The organism is Ramlibacter albus, from assembly GCF_014297445.1.
In the GTDB taxonomy this organism is placed as follows: domain Bacteria; phylum Pseudomonadota; class Gammaproteobacteria; order Burkholderiales; family Burkholderiaceae_C; genus Ramlibacter; species Ramlibacter albus.
Window position 1 is genome coordinate 191,788 of record NZ_JACORU010000009.1, and the last position, 20,548, is coordinate 212,335.

The window sequence follows — 20,548 nt, forward strand, 5'->3', positions numbered from 1 at the left end:
TGGGGCAATGGCAGGGCTTGCGGGGCCGATATTGCGGCAAGGCAGCACAAGGCTATAATCTCGGGCTTTGCTGGCAAACCCCCACCGGCCTGATCAACCTTACAGGTGGGGACCCCCAGGCGGGTGCCTTCGATCTCACTCGCCACACTGAACCTGAAAGTCATGACGACCATCCGTGTCAAGGAAAACGAGCCGTTCGACGTGGCCCTTCGCCGCTTCAAGCGCACCATCGAGAAGCTGGGCCTGCTGACCGAACTGCGCGCCCGCGAGTTCTACGAAAAGCCCACCGCCGAGCGCAAGCGCAAGAAGGCCGCCGCGGTGAAGCGCCACTACAAGCGCGTGCGCAGCATGCAGCTGCCAAAGAAGCTCTACTGAGTTTCCTGCGCTACAAACAAGGCTCGCCGGGGACGCCCAGCGAGCCTTTTTTCTTACAGGACCCTGCCATGACGCTCAAAGAGAAGATCACCGAGGACATGAAGGCCGCGATGCGCGCCAAGGAGACCGAGAAGCTGGGCGCCATCCGCCTGCTCACGGCCGCCATCAAGCAGAAGGAAGTGGACGAGCGCTTGGAGCTGGACGACACGGCCGTGATCGGCATCGTCGACAAGCTCATCAAGCAGCGCAAGGACAGCATCGAGGCCTTCCAGAAGGCCAGCCGCCAGGACCTCGCCGACAAGGAAGAGGCCGAACTGAAGGTGCTGTCCGCCTACCTGCCCGCCCGCCTGTCTGCGGAAGAAGTCGCTGCCGAAGTGAAGGCCATCGTCGCCGAAGTCGGCGCCAAGGGCCCGGGCGACATGGGCAAGGTCATGGGCGCCGCCAAGCAGCGGCTGGCGGGCAAGGCGGACATGGGGCAGGTCAGCGCAGCCGTGAAGGCCGCGCTCGCGGGTTAACTCCCCGCCACCTTCATCTTGTTGACGAGGATCGAGCCCACGGTCTTGGCGCCGTAGTTGTACGTGTCGGCGCCGACCGCCTCGATGCCCATGAACATCTCCTTGAGGTTGCCGGCGATCGTGATCTCCTGCACCGGGAACGCGATCTCGCCGTTCTGCACCCAGAAGCCGCTCGCCCCGCGCGAGTAGTCGCCGGTGACGTAGTTCACCCCCTGCCCCATCAGCTCGATCACGAACAGGCCCGTGCCCAGCATGCGCAGCATCTCGGGCAGGTTGTCCTCGGGCAGGGTGCGGCGGGAGGTGAGCGTGAGGTTGTGCGAGCCGCCGGCATTGCCGGTGGTCTTCATCCCGAGCTTGCGCGCCGAGTAGCTGGACAGGAAGTAGCCTTCCACCCGGCCGCCATCCACCACCTTGCGCGGCTTGGTGCGCACGCCCTCTTCGTCGAACGGCGCGCTGCCCTTGCCGCGCTTGACGAACGGGTCTTCCAGCACGTCGAGGTGCGGCGCGAAGACCTGCTTGCCCAGCGAATCCACGAGGAAGCTGCTGCGGCGATAAAGCGACCCGCCGCTCGTGGCCTGCACATAAGCACCGAGCAGGCCGGCAGCCAGCGGCGACTCGAACAGCACCGGGCACTCACGCGTGGAAATCTTGCGTGACTTCAATCGAGCCAGCGCACGCTCGGCGGCGTAGCGCCCCACTGCCTCGGGCGACGCAAGCTCCGTCGCGTTGCGCATCGAGCTGTACCACGCATCGCGCTGCATCTCGTCGCCCTTGCCCGCGATGGGCGCCACCGAGATCGAATGGCGCGAGCTCGCATAGCCGCCACGGAAACCGCGCGTGTGGCCGCTGTAGAAATGGCTTTGCTGCGCCGAGACGCCGGCGCCTTCGCTGTTGTCGATGCGCGGGTCGGTGGCGAAGGCCGCGGCCTCGCAGCGCAGCGCCAGCTCGGCCGCCTGCTCGCTCGTGATCGCCCACGGGTGGAACAGGTCGAGATCGGGCTGCTCGTGCGGCTGCGCGATGTCGTCGGCATCCGGCAGGCCCGCCACGGGGTCTTCGGCCGTGAAGCGCGCGATGTCGTACGCCGCCTGCACGGTCTGCTCGATCGCCGTGCGCGAGAAGTCGGATGTGCTCGCGTTGCCGCGCCGGTGGCCCACGTACACCGTGATGCCCAGCGACTTGTCGCGGTTGCGCTCGACCGTTTCGAGCTCGCCTTTGCGCACCGAAACCGAGAGGCCGCAGCCTTCGGAAGCCTCCGCGCCGGCGTCGGTGGCGCCCAGCTTGCGGGCATGGGCCAGGGCCGTTTCCACCAGCTCCTGGAAGTCCTCGCGGCGCCAGCTGAAGACGGCGTCCGCTCGGCGTTTGTTGTTTTCCATGCGGGCTATGATACCCACCCCCATGTCGCGCAAACCCAAGAGAGGCTATTACGTCAAGGGCCACTTCGTGGCCGAAGGCAGCGAGCTCGATCTCGAGCTCAAGGCCGAAATGACCGGCGGCGAGCCGAGCCGCACCGAGCTGAAGAAGGAAAGCACCGAGCTGCAGAAGCTCGGCGAAGCCCTGCTCACGCTGCGCGCCGACCTGATGGAGCGCCTCGCCCTGCCCGAGAACCTCATCGAAGCGCTGGCGCAGCTCAAGCGCATCACGAACTTCGAAGGGCGCCGCCGGCAGCTGCAGTACGTGGGCAAGCTGATGCGCACGCTCGACGAGGAAACTCGCCAGTCCATCCGCGACGCGCTCGCCGAGCAGCAAAGCGGCTCCGCGCGCGAGACGCTCGCGCTGCACACCGCCGAACGCTGGCGCGACAACCTGATCGAGAACGACGACGCGCTCACCGAGTGGCTCGCCAAGTTCCCGGGCACCGACGTGCAGCAGCTGCGCGCGTTGATCCGCCAGGCGCGCAAGGACGGCGCGCTCACGGCCGATGAGGTGTCGAAGGGGCAGGCGCCGCGCCGCGGGCGCGCATTCCGCGAGATCTTCCAGCTGGTGAGGGAGGCCTTGAACGATGAGTGACCCCGTCAGGATCGGCATCGTGTCCGTCAGCGACCGCGCTTCGAGCGGCGTCTACGAGGACAAGGGCCTGCCCGCGTTGAAGGACTGGCTCACGCGCGCGCTGAAGAATCCCATCACCTTCGAGGCCCGCCTCATCCCCGACGTGAAGCACGAGATCAGCACCACGCTGATCGACCTCGTCGACAATGCCGCGTGTTCCCTCGTGCTCACCACGGGCGGCACGGGCCCCGCGCCGCGCGACGTGACGCCGGAAGCGACGCTGGCGGTCGGCGAGAAGGAGATGCCCGGCTTCGGCGAGCAGATGCGGCAGATCAGCCTGAGGTTCGTGCCCACGGCGATCCTGTCGCGGCAGGTGGCGGTGATCCGCGGCCAGAGCCTCATCATCAACCTGCCCGGGCAGCCGAAGTCGATCCAGGAGACGCTGGAGGGGCTGAAGGATTCCGTGCCGGGCATCTTTGCCGCGGTGCCGTATTGCATCGACCTGATCGGCGGGCCTTACCTCGAAACGAACGACGAGGTGTGCAAGGCCTTCCGGCCGAAGAGCGCGATCCGCGCGAAGTAGAGGCTACTTGCCGACCAGCTGCGTCAGCTTGTCGGCCTCGAAGCTTTCCTTCTTGTGCGCCTCGTCGGGGACGCAGTCGTCGGTGCGCTGCTTCGACAGCTTCTCGATCGCCTGCCACAGCAGCGCGATCTGGTGCTCGTGCGACGACGCGTTGTCGATCAGGCCCTTCATGGCCTGCGTGAGCGGGTCGTCCTGCATCTCGGTCACGCCGTAGGCCGAGAAGCTCACCTGGCCTTCCGCGCTGCCGGAGCCGACCTTGTCCTCCGGCATGATGATTCGCGCCGGGATGCCCACCGCCGTCGCGCCCTCGGGCACCGGCTTGATGACGACGGCGTTGCTGCCCACCTTGGCGTTGTCGCCCACGGTGAACCCGCCCAGCACCTTCGCACCCGCGCTCACCACGACGTTCTTGCCCAGCGTCGGGTGGCGCTTCGCGCCCTTGTAAAGCGACGTGCCGCCCAGCGTCACGCCCTGGTAGATGGTGCAGCCGTCGCCGATCTCGGCCGTCTCGCCGACCACCACGCCCATGGCATGGTCGAAGAACACGCCGTTGCCGACCTTCGCGCCGGGGTGGATCTCGATGCCGGTGAGCCAGCGCGAGAACATCGAGACGAAGCGGCCCAGCCACTTCAGGCCGTGCGTCCAGCACCAGTGCGAGACGCGGTGCAGCATGATCGCGTGCAGCCCCGGGTAACACGTGAGCACCTCCCACGTGCTGCGCGCGGCAGGGTCGCGGTCGAGGATGCACTGGATGTCGGAACGCAGGCGCGAGAACATGGGCACCAGTCTATAGCTTTCGTTTAGCGGCCGCCTCGGCCATGCTCTTGGCGACACCACGCAGGATGTGGATTTCCTCGGGGGTGGGTTGCGCGCGGTTGAACAGCTGGTTCAAGCGCGGCATCAGCTTCTTGGGCGCGGCCGGGTCGAGGAAGCCGATGTCGACCAGCGACTGCTCCCAGTGCTGCAGCATCCCCGCCACGGCACGGGCGTCCGCGGCTTCGGCCTTCGGCGGTGCGGGCGCGGCCCCGAAGCCGCCGAGCGCGGTACGCCATTCGTACGCAAGCACCTGGATCGCGGCCGCGAGGTTGAGGGAGCCGTAATCGGGATTCGTCGGGATCGAAAGCGCGACGTGGCAGCGGTACACGTCGTCGTTGGACATGCCGTAGCGCTCGGAGCCGAAGACGAAGGCCACGCTGTGGCCCGTCCCGGCGAGAGCGGGCAGGTGCTCGCGCGGGGTGGCGGTGGGCGGGCCGAAGTCGCGCGGCGTCATCACGGTGGCGCACAGGTGCTGCACGCCGTCGAGAGCCTCGTCGAGCGTCGCCACGATGCGTGCCTTCTCCAGCACGTCGTTCGCGCCGCTCGCCCGCTCGATGGCTTCGGGCCGGGTCAGCACATCCGGCCAGCGCGGCGCGACGAGCACCAGGTCGTCGAACCCCATCACCTTCATCGCGCGCGCGGCCGCGCCCACGTTGCCGGCGTGGCTTGTCTGGATCAAAACGAAGCGTGTTCGCATGTCCCCATTGTCACGTCTTGTCACTTTCCCCATACTGGGCCGATGGCAACGCGCGCGCTGGCACAACTGTCGTCGGGCCTGATCCTTGGATTGAGTTCCGTCATCTATGCGGTCTCCTATGCCGCCCTCATGTTTTCGGGGCCGCTGGCCCGGTACGTGGGCTACGGGATAGCGATCTGCCTCGTCACCGCCGCCATCGGCGCGATGTACGGGCGCTTTTCGGAGGAGCCGACGCTGGTGAGCGGGCCGGAGGCCAACACCACCTCGGTGCTGGCCGGCATCCTTGCGGCGGCGGTGGCCACGGGCGGCGCCCATGCTTCGGGGACACTCAACCAGGCCCTCACGATCCTGCTGTTCGCCTCCGTCTTCACCTCCGCGTGCTTCCTGCTGATCGAACGATTCCACCTCGCGCGGCTCGTGCGCTTCATCCCGTTCCAGGTGACGGCGGGCTTCCTCGCCTCCACCGGCTGGCTGATGCTCAGCGGCGCGCTCAACATCATCGCCGGCACGCCGCTCACGCTGCAGGGGCTGCGTGCCTTCATCGAGCAACCGTGGCGGCCGGAGCTGGCCGCGAGCATCGGGCTCGTGGCCATCCTGGCGCTCATGCACCAGTTCACCAGCGCGGCGCTCGCCATCCCCGCGTTCGTGGTGGGCGTGACGATCGCCGTCAACATCGCCGTGCGCACCTGCGACGCTGCGCTGTGCGACCCGTCGATCTGGTTCTTCGCCGCCTTCGACCAGCTGCACTGGGTGCCGCCGTGGGACCTGCAGTTCGACATGGCCCTGCTCTACACGCTCGTCGAGCTGCTGCCCTCCTTCCTCGCCCTCGCCTTCATCAGCACGCTGACCATCCTGCTGTCGATGAACAGCCTGGAGCTGTCCTACGGCCGCGACTTCCGCCTCGAGTCCGCGCTGCGGCTGCACGGCAGCTCCAACTTCCTGACCACGCTGCTGGGCGGCTATGTCGGCGCGATCTCCATCGCGCGCAGCAACCTGTGCCGCAACACGGGCGGCGGCCCGTTCTCGGGTTTCGTGAGCGCCGCCGTGTGCGTCGGCGTGCTGCTCGGGCTGGGCTCGCTGCTCGCGTGGGTGCCGCGTGCTGCCCTCGGCGCGCTGCTCATGTTCATGGGCCTGACGATGCTGCGGCAGTGGCTGTGGGACGTGCGCACCTCGATGCGCCGCTCGGAATGGGTGCAGGTGGTCGGCATCCTGGTGTGCGTGGTGGCGTTCGGCTATGTCGTGGGCTTCCTCGCGGGGCTGCTCGCGGCCTGCATCTTCTTCGTCGTCAACTACAGCCGCATGCCCTTCATCGCGCTGGACACCACCATCGCGTCCGTGCGCAGCACGGTCATCCGCGGTGCGGCGGAGCAGGCGCGGCTGGCGGAGCTCGGCGAGCACTGCCGCGTGGGCCGCTTCAAGGGCTTCGTGTTCTTCGGCGTGGCGAGCGCCATCTACGACTGGTACCGCGCGGGCGACCCGCAGAAGCACACGATGGTGCTGCTGGACTTCTCGCAGGCGCGCGGCATCGACCCCTCGGCACTCGCGGTGCTGGAGAAGATCGTGCGCAACCAGACCGCGCTGGAGCGCCACCTCGTGCTCGTCGTCGAGCCCGCGCTCGCGCGCAAGCTCGCCGGCGGCGACTCGCCGCTGGTGCATTCGTTCGAGGACTTCGACCAGGCCGCCGAATGCGCCGAGGAGCTGATCCTCGCGCAGGCCCACGCAACCGGCACGGGCGTGATGCCGTCCGTCCTTCTGGGTGCCGATGCCCCGGCCAATGCCACCGAAGTGTTCCGCCGCTACCTGGAGCCGGTGGAACTGAAGGCCGGCGACTACCTGTTCCGCGAGGGCCAGCACTCCGACGAGATGTATTTCGTGGAGGACGGCAGCCTCGAAGTCGTCAAGGCGACGCTCGACGGGCGGTCGCTGCGCCTATGCAAGGTGCGATCGGGCGCCATCCTCGGCGAGATGGCGTTGTACACGGGCCAGCCGCGCAGTGCGTCCGCGGTGGCGGTGGAGCCGTCCACCCTGTCGCGCCTGACGCGCGAGGCGCGCGAGCGCTTGCAGGCGGAACACCCCGCGGTCGCCGGGCTGCTGGACAAGCAGGTGGTGATGGGGCTCGCGAGCAACCTGTCGCGCACAAACACGCTGCTGCGCCTGCAGGTGGGCTGACCTACACCTGCTCCGGCACCATCTCGATGGCCCCGCACGGGCACTCGTTCATGCAGACACCGCAGCCCTTGCAGTAGTCGTAGTTGAACTGGAAGCCCTTGCCGGGCCCCAGCTTGGCGACCGCGTTGTCGGGGCACACGCCGTAGCAGTTGTCGCACTCGAAGCAGTTGCCGCACGAGAGGCAGCGGCGCGCCTCGAACAGCGCGTTCTCCTCCGTCAGGCCGCCCTGCACTTCGTCGAAGCTGCTGGTGCGGCGGGCCGCATCCAGCTGCGGGCGCATCTTCTTGGGCGCGTCGCTGTAGTACCAGGTGTTCAGCCCTTCGAAGCTCGCGAGCGGCGGCTTCGGTGCAGCCTGCAGCACGGTGCCGCGCAGCCACGTGTCGATGTGGCGCGCCGCCTTCTTGCCATGCCCCACGGCCACCGTCACGTTGCGTTCGGCCGGCACCATGTCGCCGCCAGCGAAGAGGCCCGCATGGCCGGTCATCATTGTGGCCCTGTCGACCTGCACCACGCCGTCCTTCACTTCGAGCCCCGGCACGCCTTCCAGCAGCGACAGGTCCACGTCCTGGCCGAGCGCCAGCACGAGCGAATCGGCTTGCAGCGTCTCGAACTCGCCGGTGGGCTGCGGGTTGCCCTTGTCGTCCAGGCGCATCTTCTCGATCGTGAGCGAGCCGCCGTCGGCCTGCTTGATGGTCGACAGCCACTTCACCATCACGCCTTCCTCGAGCGCCTCCTCCACCTCGAGGTCGTGCGCCGGCATGCGGTCGCGCGTGCGCCGGTACACGATCACGGCCTCGGTCGCGCCGAGCCGGCGCGCGGTGCGCGCGACGTCGACAGCCGTGTTGCCGCCGCCGTACACGACGACGCGGCGCCCCAGCAGCGGCCGCTGTTCGCCGTCCATGGAGCGCAGCACCGACACGGCGTCGAGGATGCGGGACGAGTCCTTCGCGGGGATGAACGCACGCTTGGCGATGTGCGCGCCCACCGCGAGGAACGCGGCGTCGAAGCCGCCCTCGCGCATGGCATCGGCGATGTTGTCCACGCGCGTGTTCAATTGCACGGTCACGCCGAGGTCGGCGATGCGCCGCATCTCGGCTTCCAGCACGTCGCGCGGCAGGCGGTACCTGGGGATGCCGAAGCGCATCATGCCGCCCACGACCGGGCCCGCTTCCTTCACCGTCACCCGGTGGCCGAGGCGCCGCAGGTGGTACGCCGCGGACATGCCCGAAGGCCCGGCGCCGACCACCAGCACGTGCTTGCCGGAGTCGCTGGACGGCGGCTCGAACTTCCAGCCGCGCCTGATGGCTTCGTCGCCGAGGAAGCGCTCCACCGAGTTGATGCCGACCGCGGCATCGAGCTTGCCGCGGTTGCAGGCGCTTTCGCAGGTGTGATAGCAGACGCGCCCCATCGTCGCGGGGAACGGGTTGTCGCGCGTGAGGTGGCGCCAGGCCGTTTCGTAGTCGCCGCCTTCGGCGTGGAACAGCCAGCCCTGGATGTCCTCGCCCGCGGGGCACTGCGCATTGCATGGCGGCAGGCGGTGCACGTACACCGGGCGCTCGGTGCGCCAGGAGCCGGTCTTGTTGGCCAGCGACGAGCCGGGGTCGAGCGTGATGGCGAAGGGTTTCTCCATGTCAGGCCTCCGCGGTGGTTTCGAGCAGGTCGAAGCGGCGGATGTTCCTGTTCGCCTCCGCCTGGATCTTGTCGACCACATCGGGGCGGCCGGGGTCGCCGAACAGGTGCGCAAAGCGCCGCTGCGGCTTGAGGTACTGCTCCACCGGGACGAAGCGGCGGATCTTCGTCACCGCCGTCACCTCGCCGTGCTGCGCTTCGAAGACCGGGAAGATGCCGGTCTCGCGCGCAAGCCGCGCCATGCGGATCGTGTCGTTGCTGGCCGAGCCCCAGCCCAGCGGGCACGGCACCAGGATGTGGATGTAGCGCGCGCCGCGCACGGCCATCGCCTTCTCCACCTTGTTCTCCAGGTCGCGCAGGTCGGCGACGGTCGCGGTCGCCACGTACGGGATCTCGTGCGTCATCGCGATCAGCGGCAGGTTCTTGCCCTGCCCGAAGCTGGCGCCGGGCTGCGCGCCGACGGCCATCGTGGTGGCCGTGCGCGCGGCATGCGGCGTGGCGGAACTGCGCTGCACGCCGGTGTTCATGTACGCCTCGTTGTCGTAGCAGATGTACAGCACGTCGTCGTTGCGCTCGAACATGCCCGACAGGCAGCCGAAGCCGATGTCGGTGGTGCCGCCGTCGCCGCCTTGCGCGATCACGCGCACGCCCTGCCGGCCCTTCACCTTCATCGCCGCGGCGATGCCGGTGCCCACGGCCGCGGCGTTGCCGAACAGCGAATGGATCCAGGGCAGCTGCCACGACGTTTCCGGGTACGGCGTGGAGAACACCTCGAGGCAGCCGGTGGCGTTGGCGGCGATCAGCTGCCGGTTCGCCGCGCGCATCGCCGCGTCGACCGCGTAGCGCGCGCCCAGGGCTTCGCCGCAGCCCTGGCACGCGCGGTGGCCGGAGTTGAGCGAGTTGCTGCGCTCGGTGCTCGATTGCACGCTGCGCTGTTCCGGCGCGAGCAACCGGTTGCCAACGGTGAACGTGCCGGTCTGGTAGAACTTGACGGGTTGCGTGCTCATGTTCAGCTCACCTTGGACGCCACGGCGCCGACGTCGCGCAGCAGGTTCTCGGCAACGGGGCCGCTGCGACGCATCGTCCTTTCGCGCTCGAGCTGGCGCTCGACGATGCGCCAGTCGAGGTCCAGGAAGGTCAGCGGCTGCAGCTGGTCGGCTACCGCTTCGGCCAGCATCTTCGCGAGCGATGCGCGCGTGATCGCGCGGCCGCCAAGGCCGGCCACCACCGTGTAGCCATGCAGCTGCAGGCCGGACAGCGCCACGCGCACGTCGGTGGACAGCACGCCGCCCAGGCCCACGCAAAAACTCTTTTCCAGCACGACGACACGTTCGGCGCCCTGCAACGCGGCGCGCACCGCCGCCAGCGGGAACGGCCGGAACGACTGGATGCCGAGCACGCCGATCTTCACGCCCGCATCGCGCAACTCATCGATCGTGTCCTTCAGCGTGCCGAGCACCGAGCCCAGCGCCACGACGATCGTCTCCGCGCCCTCGCAGCGATAGGGCCGCACGAGGCCGCCCGACGCGCGGCCGAATCGATCTTCGAACTCGCGCGCGATCACGGGGATGCGTTCGAGTGCGAGCGTCTGCTTCGCGTGGGCCAGGTAGCGTACTTCCATGAAAGCCTCCGGGCCCACCATCGCGCCGATCGACACAGGCTCCGCGGGGTCGAGCACCTGGCGCGGCTCGTACGGCGGCAGGAAGGCGTCCACGTCGGCCTGCGCCGGGATGTCGATGCGCTCCACCGCGTGCGTGAGGATGAACCCATCCATGCACACCATTACCGGCATCGACAGCTCTTCACCGAGCCTGAACGCCTGGATGTGCAGGTCCACCGCCTCCTGGTTGCTCTCGGCGAACAGCTGCAGCCAGCCGCAGTCGCGCTGGCTCATGCTGTCGCTGTGGTCGTTCCAGATGTTGATCGGCGCGCCGATCGCGCGGTTGGCCACCGTCATGACGATCGGCAGGCCCAGCCCGGACGCGTTGTAGACCGCCTCGGCCATGTACAGCAGGCCCTGGCTCGCCGTGGCGGTGTAGCTGCGCGCGCCGGCCGCGCTCGAGCCGATCGCCACGCTCATTGCGGCGAATTCGCTCTCCACGTTGATGAACTCGCACGGCGCGAGCGCGCCGCCCTTCACCAGCTCGCCCAGGCCCTCGACGATGTGCGTCTGCGGGGAAATGGGGTAGGCGCAGATCACCTCCGGGCGGCACAGCGCCACGGCTTCGGCGACGGCGCGCGAGCCTTCTATCTGCTTCAGCATGGCGCACCTTCCTTCATCTGCAGCCGCACGGTGGCATACGCCTCGGCGGCGGCGGCCGAATTGTTCGCGGCCACCTTGCCGCTGAACACGTCGCGGATGGCGTGCTGCACGGCGTCCAGCGTCACGAAGCCGGTGAGCGCCGCGAAGCCGCCCAGCAGCACCGCGTTGGGCAGCGGCCGCCCGAGGTGGCGCAGCGCGATCTCGGTGGCAGGTACCGTGACGAGCCGCTCGTGGCGGAACTTGCGCGCGATCTCGCCCACCCCTAGCTCGTCGAACGTGCGCTTGCTGTTGATCAGCACGTAGCCGTCCGGCTGCAGGCCCTGGAACACGTCCACCTGGTGCAGCAGCGTGGGGTCCTGCACGATCAGCACGTCGGGCTGCAGCACCGGCTCGCGCAGCCGGATCTCGCGGTCGTCGATGCGGCAGAACGCCACCACCGGGGCGCCGGTGCGCTCGGAGCCGAAGCTGGGGAAGGCCTGGGCGTGCCGGCCCTGCTCGAACGCCGCGATGGAAAGCATCTCGGCGGCGGTGACGACGCCCTGGCCACCGCGGCCGTGCAGGCGGATCTGGAGCATGAAGGTTCCCCGGTGTGGCTGTTGAGGCGGATTCTTCGCTTCGCAGCGGCCGGGCCGTTGATATGTGTCAAGCCGCAGCGGCGCGCGGCGTGGAATTCACGCCTGCCGTAAAATGCCCCCATCGCCCGAGGCGCATTGCCGCCTCGACGGGCCGCTCTTGAACAAATCATGTCGTCCAACCAGCACCCCATGCTCAACGTGGCCGTGAAGGCCGCACGCGCCGCCGGCGCGATCATCAACCGCGCGGCGCTCGATGTCGAAGCCGTGCGCATCTCGCAGAAGCAGGTGAACGATTTCGTCACCGAAGTCGACCACGCGAGCGAAGAAGCAGTCATCGACACGCTGCTCACGGCCTACCCCAGCCACGGCATCTGGGCTGAGGAGTCCGGTCGCGAGCACGGCAATGCAGCCAGCGACCACGTGTGGCTCATCGACCCGTTGGACGGCACCACCAACTTCATCCACGGCTTCCCGGTCTATTGCGTCAGCATCGCGCTGCTGGTCAAGGGCCGCGTCGAGCAGGCCGTGATCTACGACCCGACCCGTAACGACCTCTTTACCGCCACGCGCGGCCGCGGCGCCTTCCTCAACGACCGCCGCATCCGCGTGAGCAAGCGCACGCAGATGAAGGACTGCCTCATCTCCACCGGCTTCCCGTTCCGCCCCGGCGACAACTTCAACCATTACCTGCGCATGATGGCCGACGTGATGCAGCGCACGGCCGGCCTGCGCCGCCCCGGCGCGGCCGCGCTCGACCTCGCGTATGTCGCGGCCGGCTTCACCGACGGTTTCTTCGAAACGGGCCTGTCGCCGTGGGACGTGGCCGCGGGTTCGCTGCTGGTCACCGAGGCCGGCGGCCTCATCGGCAACTTCACCGGTGAAGCGGACTTCCTCGAGCAGCGCGAATGCGTCGCCGGCAACCCGCGCATCTACGGCCAGCTGGTGAGCATCCTGCACAAGTACAGCAAGTTCGCCACCGTGGCCGAGAAGACCGACCTGTCGAAGACCACGGAGCAACTCGTCGACCCGGCCACCACGCCGGGCGCCGACGTGCCGCGGGAGCACGGTACGGACGAGTGACGATAATCGGCGCGCAATGAGCGCGAATCCCGATACCGGCTCGGTGGACCTGAGCCGACACACGCCGATGATGGCGCAGTACTGGGCGATCAAGCTCCAGCACCCGGCCACGCTCGTGTTCTACCGCATGGGCGACTTCTACGAGCTGTTCTACGCGGACGCCGAGAAGGCCGCACGCCTCCTCGACATCACGCTCACCAAGCGCGGCATGTCGGCCGGCGAGCCGGTCGTGATGGCCGGCGTGCCTTTCCATTCGGTGGAGAACTACCTCGCACGGCTGATCAAGCTGGGCGAGTCGGTGGCCATCTGCGAGCAGGTCGGCGACGTCGCGACCAGCAAAGGGCCGGTCGAACGCAAGGTCGTGCGCGTGGTCACGCCCGGCACGCTCACCGATACCGAACTCCTCTCCGACAAGTCCGAAGCCCTGCTGCTCGCCGTGCACCAGGGTGCTCGCAATCGCGCGGGGCTCGCGTGGCTCTCGGTGACGCAAGGCGCCGTGCAGCTGGCGGAATGCGCGGGCGACGAGGTCGAAAGCTGGATCGCCCGCATCGCGCCCAGTGAAGTGCTGTACAGCGCCGACACGACCGCCGTGTTCCAGCAGAGGCTGGCCGCGCTCAAGCTCAACGCCGGTTTCGCGCTCACGCAGCGGCCGGAGTTCCAGTTCGACGCAGGCCTCGGTGCGCGCAAGTTGCAGGAGCAACTGGGCGCCGCATCGCTCAACGCCTGGGGCGCCGAGACGCTGCAGCACGCCCACGCCGCCGCGTCCGCCCTGCTCGCATTTGCCGAGCACACGCAAGGACGCGCGCTCACGCACGTGCGCTCGCTGCAGGTGCAGCGCGACGACGAACTCATCGACCTGCCGCTCACCACGCGTCGCAACCTGGAGCTGGTGCAGACGTTGCGCGGCGAGGACTCGCCCACGCTCTTCTCGCTGCTCGACACGTGCATGACGGGCATGGGCAGCCGCATGCTCAAGTGCTGGCTGCTCGAGCCGCGCCGCGATCGGTCGCAGGCGACTCGGCGGCACGACGCGATCGAGGTACTGCGCGAAGGTGCATGGCAGCGGGTGCACGCCGCGTTGAAAGGCGTGAACGACGTCGAACGCATCACTGCGCGCGTCGCGCTGCGGCAGGTTCGGCCGCGCGAACTGGTGGGCCTGCGGCAATCGCTCGTGAAGGCCGCCGAGTTGCAGGCGCTTCTTCGTCATTCCCGCGAAGGCGGGAATCCAAAGCTTCCCGACGCCTTGGATCCCCGCCTGCGCGGGGATGACGACCTCGCCGGGATCGCGGACGACCTCGTGCCTCCCACTGGCTGCGCGGAACGGCTGGCGCGCACGATCCACGAAGAACCCGCCGCCCTCATCCGCGACGGCGGCGTCATCGCCACCGGCCTCGACGCCGAGCTCGACGAACTGCGCGCCATCCAGGACAACTGCGACGGCTTCCTGCTGGACCTGGAAACGCGTGAGCGCGCCCGCACCGGCATCGCCAACCTGCGCGTGCAGTTCAACAAGGTCCACGGCTTCTACATCGAGGTCACGCAGGGCCAGCTGGACAAGGTGCCGGCCGACTACCGCCGCCGCCAGACGCTGAAGAACGCCGAGCGCTTCCTCACGCCGGAACTGAAGGCCTTCGAAGACAAGGCCCTCTCCGCCCAGGAGCGCGCCCTCGCACGCGAGAAGTGGCTGTACGAGCAACTGCTCGACGACCTGCAGGCGCACATCCCCGCGCTCACGCGGCTTGCGCGCGCGATGGCGTCGCTCGATGCGCTCTGCGCGCTGGCCGAACGCTCGCTCACCTTGGACTGGTGCCGGCCGCAGTTCATCCGGGAGCCGGGCATAGAAATCACGCAGGGCCGCCACCCGGTCGTCGAAGCGCGCCTGGCCGAAATGCACGGCGGCGCCTTCATCGCCAACGACACGCGCCTCGGCCCGAAGCAGCGCATGCAGGTGATCACCGGCCCCAACATGGGCGGCAAATCCACGTACATGCGGCAGGTGGCGATCATCTGCCTGCTGGCCTCGATGGGCTCGTACGTGCCCGCGAAGGCGTGCCGCCTCGGCCCGCTCGATGCCATCCACACGCGAATCGGCGCCGCCGACGACCTGGCCAATGCGCAGTCCACTTTCATGCTGGAGATGACGGAGGCCGCGCAGATCCTGCACGCCGCCACGCCGCAAAGCCTGGTGCTGATGGACGAGATCGGCCGCGGCACGTCCACCTTCGACGGCCTTGCCCTCGCCTCCGGCATCGCAGCCCACCTGCACGACAAGGCGCAGTCGTTCACGCTGTTCGCCACGCACTACTTCGAGCTGACCGAATTCCCCGCGAAGCACCACTGCGCGGTGAACGTGCACGTGAGCGCGACCGAGTCCGGCAGCGACATCGTGTTCCTGCACGAAATCCAGCCCGGCCCCGCCAGCCGCAGCTACGGCATCCAGGTCGCTCGGCTCGCCGGCATGCCGGCGGCCGTGGTGAACCACGCGCGCAACGCGCTCTCCGCGCTGGAAAGCAACCAGGAGCAGATGCGCGAGCAGGTAGACTTGTTCGCACCCCCGCCCGCCTCGGAGGCGCTCGCGCCGAGCGCGGTGGAGGCGGCCCTGGGCCAGATCGACCCCGATGCGCTCAGCCCCCGCGAAGCCCTTGACGCGCTCTACCAATTGAAGAAACTGCTGAAATGACCTACTGCGTCGGCATCAAACTCAACGCGGGCCTGGTGTTCCTCTCCGACTCGCGCACCAACGCGGGCGTGGACAACATCAGCACCTTCCGCAAGATGATCGTGTACGAGAAGCCGGGCGACCGCTTCATGGTGCTGCTGTCGGCGGGCAACCTGAGCATCTCGCAGTCCGTGCGCGAGATCCTGCAGGTGGAGCAGCTCAAGGAGCGCGAGGACAGCGAGCCCGTGACGATCTGGAACGCCACGAGCATGTTCGACGCGGCGCGCGTGCTGGGGCAAGCCGTGCGCCACGTGTACGACCGCGACGCGGCGGCGCTCAAGTACTCCGGCGTCGAGTTCAACGTCAACCTGATCTTCGGCGGCCAGATCCGCGGCGAAGGCATGCGCCTGTTCCAGGTGTACTCGGCAGGCAACTTCATCGAGGCCACACCCGAGACGCCCTATTTCCAGGTCGGCGAGTACAAGTACGGCAAGCCCGTGCTGGACCGCGTGATCACGCCCGACACGCCGCTGGAAGAAGCCGCCAAGTGCGCGCTGGTGTCGATGGACTCCACGATGAAGTCCAACCTCTCTGTCGGCCCGCCGCTGGACCTGGTGGTCTACGAGGCCAACCGCTTCGAGACGGAGCAGATCGTCTGCATCGACATGCAGAACCCGTACTTCCGCATGCTGCATTCCAGCTGGGGGCAGAAGCTGCGCGAGGTGTTCGACAGCCTCGACGACCCGGTGTGGGACGACATGAAGGCGCCGGCGGGCGGCAGCATCAACAAGCCGCTGAAGAAGATCACGCGGCCCGAAGAAAAGCTGATCTGAGCTAGACGCGCTCGTTGCCCGCCACCAGCCGCGTCATCAGCAGCTGGATGAAGGCCTTGTCGAAGCGGTTCTGCAGTTCGTCCGACGCACTGCGCAGCGCGTCGTTGCGGATCTCCAGCGCCAGCACGTTCGAGGTGGCCTTGGCCGTCGCCGAGCGCAGCGGGTTCTCCGGCTGCAGGTAGGCCATCTCGCCCAGCGTCACGCCGGGGCCCACCTTCGCGATCTCGCGGCCCTTGGTGCTGACGGAGGCTTCGCCTTCGAGCAGGATGTAGAACGACTCGCCCTTGGCGCCTTCCACCATCAGCGACGTGCCGGCGCCGTAGGAGCGCAGCGTGCCCAGGCGCAGCGCCTCCCACAGCGTGTTGTCCTGGAAGCCGGAGAAGAACTTCAGGTCGCGCAGCTGCGTGAAGCGCTCGGACTCACGGTCCTCGGCGCGCCGCGCGGGCATCTGGCAGTTGATGGCGAGCAGCGCATCGGCCATCTGCGACCACTGCGCGTAGCGGTTGCCCGGCTTCTTCTGCAGCGCCTTGAGGATCACCGCATCGATCGCCTCGGGCAGGTCCGGCCGCAGGGTGGTCGGCGGCACGGGGTCTTCGGTGCTGATGCGAAACAGCGTCGCGAAATCGGAGTCGCCCTCGAACGGCCGCTTGGACGTGAGCAGTTCGTACATCACCACCGCCAGCGAGAACATGTCGCTGTGGTGGGTGCAGGTCTCCTCCTTCACCTGCTCGGGCGACATGTAGCTGGGCGAGCCCACGATGCCCGCGAGTTGCGTGGTGTCGCCCTGCAGGGAAAGCGCGGTGCCGAAGTCCGCCAGCTTCACCTCGCCGTCGGGCTGCAGCATGATGTTGGCGGGCTTGATGTCGCGGTGCACCAGGCCGCGCTTCTGCGCATGCTCCAGCGCGCTGCACACCTTGAAAGCGATGTTCAGCACCTGTGCCACGGGCAGCAGCTTGTCGGGTGCGGTGTGCGAGGCGAGCGAGGTGCCCTCCACGTACTCCAGCACGAGGTACGGCGGGTCGGCCTCCTCGTCGGCGTCGTAAAGCCGGATGATGTGCGGGTGCTTCAGCGTGCCCGCCAGCACGGCCTCGTTGTGCAGGCTGCGGCGCATGCGCCGCGCCGCGATCTCGTCCTTCACCAGGTGAGCGTGCACCTGCTTGAGCGCCACGGAGCGCTGGTTGAACGGGTCGCGGGCGAGGTACACGACGCTGCTGGCCCCCCGGCCCAGCTCCTTCTCGATCTGGTACTTGCCGATCGCGGTTGGGAGAGTGCTCGCTTCCATCGCGCAATGTTCGTCCAACCCAGCCGCGGCGGCAATGAACTCTTTGGTTTCCGCTTGTATTGTTGCGGCGCAGCATCAGCCGGTGTCCTACGCAGCCGGGGTCCGGCGGCCCACAGGCTGGGGCCGAGCCCGGCCGCAGATTGTTTGCATGCCAAAACAAAACGCACTCGCCGCCACGCTGCAGGCCCCACCGCTGGGCTTGCTCTTCACGGAACCGGTGCGCGCACTGCTCGACTTCTGCGCCGCCCACGTCAGCGTCACGCCCCGCCAGCGCGGGGACGGCCACCCTGTCATCGTTTACCCGGGCCTCGGGGGAGGCGCCCTCAGCACGGTCGTCCTACGCAATTTCCTGCGCGACCGCGGCTTCGCGGTGCAGGACTGGGGCGGCGGCCTCAATACCGGGCCGGATGGCGAGCTCGACGAGTGGCTGGGCGACCTCGTGGCGCGGGTGCGCGAACTGCATGCGCGCACCGGCCGCAAGGTCAGCCTCGTCGGCTGGAGCCTGGGGGGTGTCTATGCCCGCGAAGTGGCCAAGCTCTGCCCTGAGGCCGTGCGGCAGGTGGTGACGCTCGGCACGCCTTTCGGCGCGATGCAGGACGCCAACCATGCCGGCACGATCTACCGCCTGCTGGGCGGCGACACCTCGCAGCTCACGCCCGAGATGCAGGCGCGCCTGCGTGAATGCCCGCCCGTGCCCACGACGTCCGTCTACAGCCGCACCGACGGCCTCGTCTGCTGGCGCGGCTGCCTGCAGGACGAGGGCGACTGCGTGCAGAACATCGAGGTGAATGCCAGCCACCTGGGCATGGGCTCGCATGCCGACGTGATGCGGATCGTGCTGGACCGCCTGGCCCAGCCCGAAAACAAGTGGAAGCCCTACCGCAAGATCAGGCGTGCCACTGCACGGCGCCCGTCCACCAGGTCCCGAGCACGATGAGGCCGAAGGCGATGCGGTACCACGCGAACGGCGTGAAGCTGTGGCTGGAGATGTAGCGCAGCAGCCACCGCACGCAGGCCCACGCGCTGACGAACGAGAAGAACAGCCCGACGAGGAACACCGGCAGGTCGTCCGCCGACAGCAGGTGCCTTTCCTTGAACAGGCTGTACACGCCCGCGCCGATCAGAGTCGGGATCGCAAGGTAGAACGAGAAATCGGTCGCCGCCTTGCGCGACAGCCCCAGCAGCATGCCGCCGATGATGGTGGCGCCGCTGCGGCTGGTGCCGGGCACGAGGGCGAGGCACTGCACCAGCCCCACTTTCAGCGCGTCCAGCGGCTTCATGTCGTCCACCTCCTGGATGCGCACGTGCGAGGGCGAGCGCTTCTCGGCCCACAGGATGACGAACGCCCCGAGGATGAAGGTGGTGGCCACCACCTGCGGCGTGAACAGGTGCGTCTTGATGAGCTTGCCCAGCGCCAGGCCGAACACCACCGCGGGCAGGAAGCCGATGAACACGTTCAGCGCGAAGCGCTGCGCCTGCTGCTGCGTGGGCAGCGCCACCACGGTTTCGCGGATCTTCTGCCAGTAGACGATGATCACCGCGAGGATGGCGCCGGTCTGGATGGCGATGTCGAAGACCTTGCTTTTCTCGTCGTCGAACCCGAGCAGCGCCCCGGCGAGGATCAGGTGGCCGGTACTGGAGATGGGCAGGAACTCGGTGAGGCCTTCCACCACCCCCATGACGGCCGCCTTGGCCAGCAGAACCAGATCCAACACGTGCTCCTTCGACAAAAGAGCGTGGATTATCCCCTCCGCGGGTGAATCCGGCGGCCGGGCTGCCCCGTAACTCCCATCATGGATGCCGCTGTTGGGCCGCCGCTGACCTTCGTGCTAACCTGCCCCGCAGGTGCGGCACCTGCGTTGCCGCGCGCGCCCCGCATGCAAACGCCCAGCCCCGACACCGAGCTTGCCAAGCGCCTGCGCGACGAGCAGCTGGCGCAGTGGCTGCGTGCCGCGGCCGGCGGCGACGGGCGCGCCTTCGAGAGTTTCTACGAGGCCACGTCGCGGCATGCGCTCGCCGTGGTCCGGCGCATCACGGGCGAGGCTTACGCCGAAGACGTGCTCGCCGATTGCTATTTCCAGGCGTGGCGCAACGCCGCGCAGTTCGACCCCGCCCGGGGCAGTGCCCTCTCCTGGCTGATGACGCTCGCGCGCAGCCGCGCGCTGGACCGGCTGCGGCAGGAGACGCTGCGCCACGGCGGCGCCACCGGCGCGCCGCACTACGAGGCCGATGCGCACGAGCGCTGCCCTGCCCTCGGCCCCGACGAGCTGCTGGAGAGCGTGGAGGCCAGCACGCGCCTGCACGAAGCGCTGCGCGAGCTGTCCGCCAACGAGCGGTGGGTGCTGGGCCTGGCTTACTTCCGCGACCTCTCGCAAACGGAGATCGCCTCGTTGACCGGCATGCCGCTGGGCACGGTCAAGTCGCTCATGACGCGTTCGCAGCAGAAGCTGCGCGGTGTCTTGCAGAAGGGTTATGCCCATGGCTGACCTGGACGACGACATCTCGCGGGCGCTGACGGACGCGCAGCGCCCGCTCGAGGGCGAGGACGCGGCACTTGCGCGCGTGCGCTCGCGCCTGATGAAGCGCATCGCCAACGACTCGGTACCGCACCACACGTCCATCCATGCCGACGCGGGCCGCTGGCATGACCTGCTGCCCGGCATCCGGCGCAAGGTGCTGCACGAGCAGGACGGCGTGATGTCCTATCTGCTCCAGTTCGCCCCCGGCGCGGTGTTGCCGGCGCACAGGCACCCCGTGGACGAGGAGTGCGTGGTGATCGAAGGCGTGCTGCGCATCGGCGAGCTGCTGCTGCCCGCGGGCAGCTACCACCGCGTGCGCAAGGACGTGCTGGATGCGGACAGCACTTCGGACGAAGGCGCGGTGATCTTCCTGCGCGGGGCGACGCCGAAGGCGGAGCAGCTCGTATGAAGCCGTTGTCATTGCGGGCTTGACCCGCAATCCGATTGAGGCGGCGATCAGTCGCGAGAAACAGCTGAAGAACTGGAAGCGCGAATGGAAGATCGCGCTGATCGAGAAGAAAAATCCGCAGTGGCGAGACCTCTACCCCGACATTCTCGGCATGGACC

20 protein-coding genes are annotated in these 20,548 nt (G+C 68.2%); 11 read left to right on the forward strand and 9 right to left on the reverse strand.

Going from position 1 to position 20,548, the window contains the following annotated elements; genetic code table 11:
* Positions 1 to 162 precede the first annotated feature (162 nt).
* A complete protein-coding gene (gene rpsU, locus H8R02_RS22175; protein ID WP_012346814.1) occupies positions 163 to 375 on the forward strand; it encodes a 30S ribosomal protein S21 in 213 nt (70 codons plus the stop codon).
* Between the two features lie 68 nt (positions 376 to 443).
* The gene (locus H8R02_RS22180; RefSeq protein WP_187083676.1) at positions 444 to 890 is read left to right on the forward strand and encodes a GatB/YqeY domain-containing protein; all 447 of its coding nucleotides are present in this window, start codon (positions 444 to 446) and stop codon (positions 888 to 890) included.
* On the opposite strand, the gene pmbA is transcribed toward H8R02_RS22180, so the two are convergent.
* Positions 887 to 2,263, reverse strand: coding sequence for a metalloprotease PmbA (gene pmbA / locus H8R02_RS22185; protein WP_187083677.1), 1,377 nt, complete (start codon positions 2,261 to 2,263; stop codon positions 887 to 889). The genes H8R02_RS22180 and pmbA overlap by 4 nt on opposite strands.
* Before the next feature lie 22 nt (positions 2,264 to 2,285).
* On the opposite strand from pmbA, the gene yjgA reads away from it, so the two are divergent.
* Together yjgA and mog are read left to right on the forward strand one after the other, a co-directional pair.
* On the forward strand, positions 2,286 to 2,897 hold the full coding sequence (yjgA, locus tag H8R02_RS22190; RefSeq protein WP_187083678.1) for a ribosome biogenesis factor YjgA: 612 nt from the start codon (positions 2,286 to 2,288) through the stop codon (positions 2,895 to 2,897).
* Positions 2,890 to 3,459, forward strand: coding sequence for a molybdopterin adenylyltransferase (gene mog / locus H8R02_RS22195; RefSeq protein WP_187083679.1), 570 nt, complete (start codon positions 2,890 to 2,892; stop codon positions 3,457 to 3,459). Before yjgA ends, mog begins: the two co-directional genes overlap by 8 nt.
* A 3-nt stretch (positions 3,460 to 3,462) precedes the next feature.
* Here mog and cysE read toward each other — a convergent pair whose 3' ends face one another.
* The gene (cysE, locus tag H8R02_RS22200; RefSeq protein WP_187083680.1) at positions 3,463 to 4,236 is read right to left on the reverse strand and encodes a serine O-acetyltransferase; all 774 of its coding nucleotides are present in this window, start codon (positions 4,234 to 4,236) and stop codon (positions 3,463 to 3,465) included.
* Positions 4,237 to 4,246: 10 nt separating this feature from the next.
* Positions 4,247 to 4,972 carry an RNA methyltransferase gene (locus tag H8R02_RS22205; RefSeq protein ID WP_187083681.1) on the reverse strand — a complete coding sequence of 242 codons (726 nt, stop codon included), beginning with the start codon at positions 4,970 to 4,972 and terminating at the stop codon, positions 4,247 to 4,249.
* Positions 4,973 to 5,014: 42 nt separating this feature from the next.
* On the opposite strand from H8R02_RS22205, the gene H8R02_RS22210 reads away from it, so the two are divergent.
* Entirely contained in the window at positions 5,015 to 7,141 is a 2,127-nt protein-coding gene (locus H8R02_RS22210; RefSeq protein ID WP_187083682.1) for a cyclic nucleotide-binding domain-containing protein, read from the forward strand.
* 1 nt (position 7,142) lies between these two features.
* On the opposite strand, the gene H8R02_RS22215 is transcribed toward H8R02_RS22210, so the two are convergent.
* From H8R02_RS22215 to H8R02_RS22230, 4 genes are read right to left on the reverse strand one after another with little or no spacing between them, the layout of a single operon-like run.
* Positions 7,143 to 8,771: an NAD(P)-binding protein gene (locus H8R02_RS22215; protein WP_187083683.1), complete on the reverse strand. Its 1,629-nt coding sequence runs from the start codon at positions 8,769 to 8,771 to the stop codon at positions 7,143 to 7,145.
* A gap of 1 nt (position 8,772) precedes the next feature.
* Positions 8,773 to 9,777: a thiamine pyrophosphate-dependent enzyme gene (locus H8R02_RS22220; RefSeq protein WP_187083684.1), complete on the reverse strand. Its 1,005-nt coding sequence runs from the start codon at positions 9,775 to 9,777 to the stop codon at positions 8,773 to 8,775.
* Between the two features lie 2 nt (positions 9,778 to 9,779).
* Entirely contained in the window at positions 9,780 to 11,033 is a 1,254-nt protein-coding gene (locus tag H8R02_RS22225) for a transketolase C-terminal domain-containing protein (protein ID WP_187083685.1), read from the reverse strand.
* Positions 11,027 to 11,608 carry a 2-oxoacid:acceptor oxidoreductase family protein gene (locus H8R02_RS22230; RefSeq protein ID WP_187083686.1) on the reverse strand — a complete coding sequence of 194 codons (582 nt, stop codon included), beginning with the start codon at positions 11,606 to 11,608 and terminating at the stop codon, positions 11,027 to 11,029. The genes H8R02_RS22225 and H8R02_RS22230 overlap by 7 nt, the downstream gene beginning before the upstream one ends.
* 168 nt (positions 11,609 to 11,776) lie before the next feature.
* On the opposite strand from H8R02_RS22230, the gene H8R02_RS22235 reads away from it, so the two are divergent.
* The 3 genes from H8R02_RS22235 to H8R02_RS22245 are packed head-to-tail and all read left to right on the forward strand — an operon-like array spanning position 11,777 to position 16,180.
* Positions 11,777 to 12,688, forward strand: coding sequence for an inositol monophosphatase family protein (locus H8R02_RS22235; RefSeq protein ID WP_187083687.1), 912 nt, complete (start codon positions 11,777 to 11,779; stop codon positions 12,686 to 12,688).
* Positions 12,689 to 12,704: 16 nt separating this feature from the next.
* A complete protein-coding gene (gene mutS, locus H8R02_RS22240) occupies positions 12,705 to 15,368 on the forward strand; it encodes a DNA mismatch repair protein MutS (protein WP_255429491.1) in 2,664 nt (887 codons plus the stop codon).
* Complete coding sequence (locus tag H8R02_RS22245) at positions 15,365 to 16,180, forward strand: proteasome-type protease (RefSeq protein ID WP_187083688.1); 816 nt, start codon at positions 15,365 to 15,367, stop codon at positions 16,178 to 16,180. The genes mutS and H8R02_RS22245 overlap by 4 nt, the downstream gene beginning before the upstream one ends.
* A 1-nt stretch (position 16,181) precedes the next feature.
* Here the strand turns inward: H8R02_RS22245 and H8R02_RS22250 are convergent, their stop codons facing one another.
* A complete protein-coding gene (locus H8R02_RS22250) occupies positions 16,182 to 17,462 on the reverse strand; it encodes a protein kinase domain-containing protein (protein ID WP_187083689.1) in 1,281 nt (426 codons plus the stop codon).
* 148 nt (positions 17,463 to 17,610) lie between these two features.
* Here H8R02_RS22250 and H8R02_RS22255 point away from each other — a divergent pair, with 148 nt between their 5' ends.
* Positions 17,611 to 18,399, forward strand: a complete 789-nt coding sequence (locus H8R02_RS22255) for a lipase family alpha/beta hydrolase (protein WP_187083690.1) — start codon at positions 17,611 to 17,613, stop codon at positions 18,397 to 18,399.
* On the opposite strand, the gene H8R02_RS22260 is transcribed toward H8R02_RS22255, so the two are convergent.
* Positions 18,350 to 19,174: an undecaprenyl-diphosphate phosphatase gene (locus H8R02_RS22260; protein ID WP_187083691.1), complete on the reverse strand. Its 825-nt coding sequence runs from the start codon at positions 19,172 to 19,174 to the stop codon at positions 18,350 to 18,352. The two genes, H8R02_RS22255 and H8R02_RS22260, sit on opposite strands and share 50 nt — an antisense overlap.
* An 81-nt stretch (positions 19,175 to 19,255) precedes the next feature.
* Here H8R02_RS22260 and H8R02_RS22265 point away from each other — a divergent pair, with 81 nt between their 5' ends.
* Together H8R02_RS22265 and H8R02_RS22270 are read left to right on the forward strand one after the other, a co-directional pair.
* Positions 19,256 to 19,948, forward strand: coding sequence for an RNA polymerase sigma factor (locus tag H8R02_RS22265; protein ID WP_187083692.1), 693 nt, complete (start codon positions 19,256 to 19,258; stop codon positions 19,946 to 19,948).
* Positions 19,941 to 20,390 (forward strand): cupin domain-containing protein, encoded by a 450-nt coding sequence (locus H8R02_RS22270; RefSeq protein WP_187083693.1) that lies wholly within the window; start codon positions 19,941 to 19,943, stop codon positions 20,388 to 20,390. The genes H8R02_RS22265 and H8R02_RS22270 overlap by 8 nt, the downstream gene beginning before the upstream one ends.
* The last annotated feature ends 158 nt before the right edge of the window (positions 20,391 to 20,548 follow it).

Bases quoted from the DNA above. Each gene is read 5' to 3' on its own strand.
- H8R02_RS22220 (WP_187083684.1), bottom strand. From the start codon at position 9,777: ATGAGCACGCAACCCGTCAAGTTCTACCAGACCGGCACGTTCACCGTT.
- H8R02_RS22255 (WP_187083690.1), top strand. From the start codon at position 17,611: ATGCCAAAACAAAACGCACTCGCCGCCACGCTGCAGGCCCCACCGCTG.
- H8R02_RS22245 (WP_187083688.1), top strand. From the start codon at position 15,365: ATGACCTACTGCGTCGGCATCAAACTCAACGCGGGCCTGGTGTTCCTC.
- cysE (WP_187083680.1), bottom strand. From the start codon at position 4,236: ATGTTCTCGCGCCTGCGTTCCGACATCCAGTGCATCCTCGACCGCGAC.
- mog (WP_187083679.1), top strand. From the start codon at position 2,890: ATGAGTGACCCCGTCAGGATCGGCATCGTGTCCGTCAGCGACCGCGCT.
- yjgA (WP_187083678.1), top strand. From the start codon at position 2,286: ATGTCGCGCAAACCCAAGAGAGGCTATTACGTCAAGGGCCACTTCGTG.
- H8R02_RS22235 (WP_187083687.1), top strand. From the start codon at position 11,777: ATGTCGTCCAACCAGCACCCCATGCTCAACGTGGCCGTGAAGGCCGCA.
- rpsU (WP_012346814.1), top strand. From the start codon at position 163: ATGACGACCATCCGTGTCAAGGAAAACGAGCCGTTCGACGTGGCCCTT.
- H8R02_RS22205 (WP_187083681.1), bottom strand. From the start codon at position 4,972: ATGCGAACACGCTTCGTTTTGATCCAGACAAGCCACGCCGGCAACGTG.
- mutS (WP_255429491.1), top strand. From the start codon at position 12,705: ATGAGCGCGAATCCCGATACCGGCTCGGTGGACCTGAGCCGACACACG.
- H8R02_RS22210 (WP_187083682.1), top strand. From the start codon at position 5,015: ATGGCAACGCGCGCGCTGGCACAACTGTCGTCGGGCCTGATCCTTGGA.
- H8R02_RS22250 (WP_187083689.1), bottom strand. From the start codon at position 17,462: ATGGAAGCGAGCACTCTCCCAACCGCGATCGGCAAGTACCAGATCGAG.
- H8R02_RS22180 (WP_187083676.1), top strand. From the start codon at position 444: ATGACGCTCAAAGAGAAGATCACCGAGGACATGAAGGCCGCGATGCGC.
- H8R02_RS22265 (WP_187083692.1), top strand. From the start codon at position 19,256: ATGGATGCCGCTGTTGGGCCGCCGCTGACCTTCGTGCTAACCTGCCCC.
- H8R02_RS22225 (WP_187083685.1), bottom strand. From the start codon at position 11,033: ATGCTGAAGCAGATAGAAGGCTCGCGCGCCGTCGCCGAAGCCGTGGCG.
- pmbA (WP_187083677.1), bottom strand. From the start codon at position 2,263: ATGGAAAACAACAAACGCCGAGCGGACGCCGTCTTCAGCTGGCGCCGC.
- H8R02_RS22230 (WP_187083686.1), bottom strand. From the start codon at position 11,608: ATGCTCCAGATCCGCCTGCACGGCCGCGGTGGCCAGGGCGTCGTCACC.
- H8R02_RS22215 (WP_187083683.1), bottom strand. From the start codon at position 8,771: ATGGAGAAACCCTTCGCCATCACGCTCGACCCCGGCTCGTCGCTGGCC.
- H8R02_RS22270 (WP_187083693.1), top strand. From the start codon at position 19,941: ATGGCTGACCTGGACGACGACATCTCGCGGGCGCTGACGGACGCGCAG.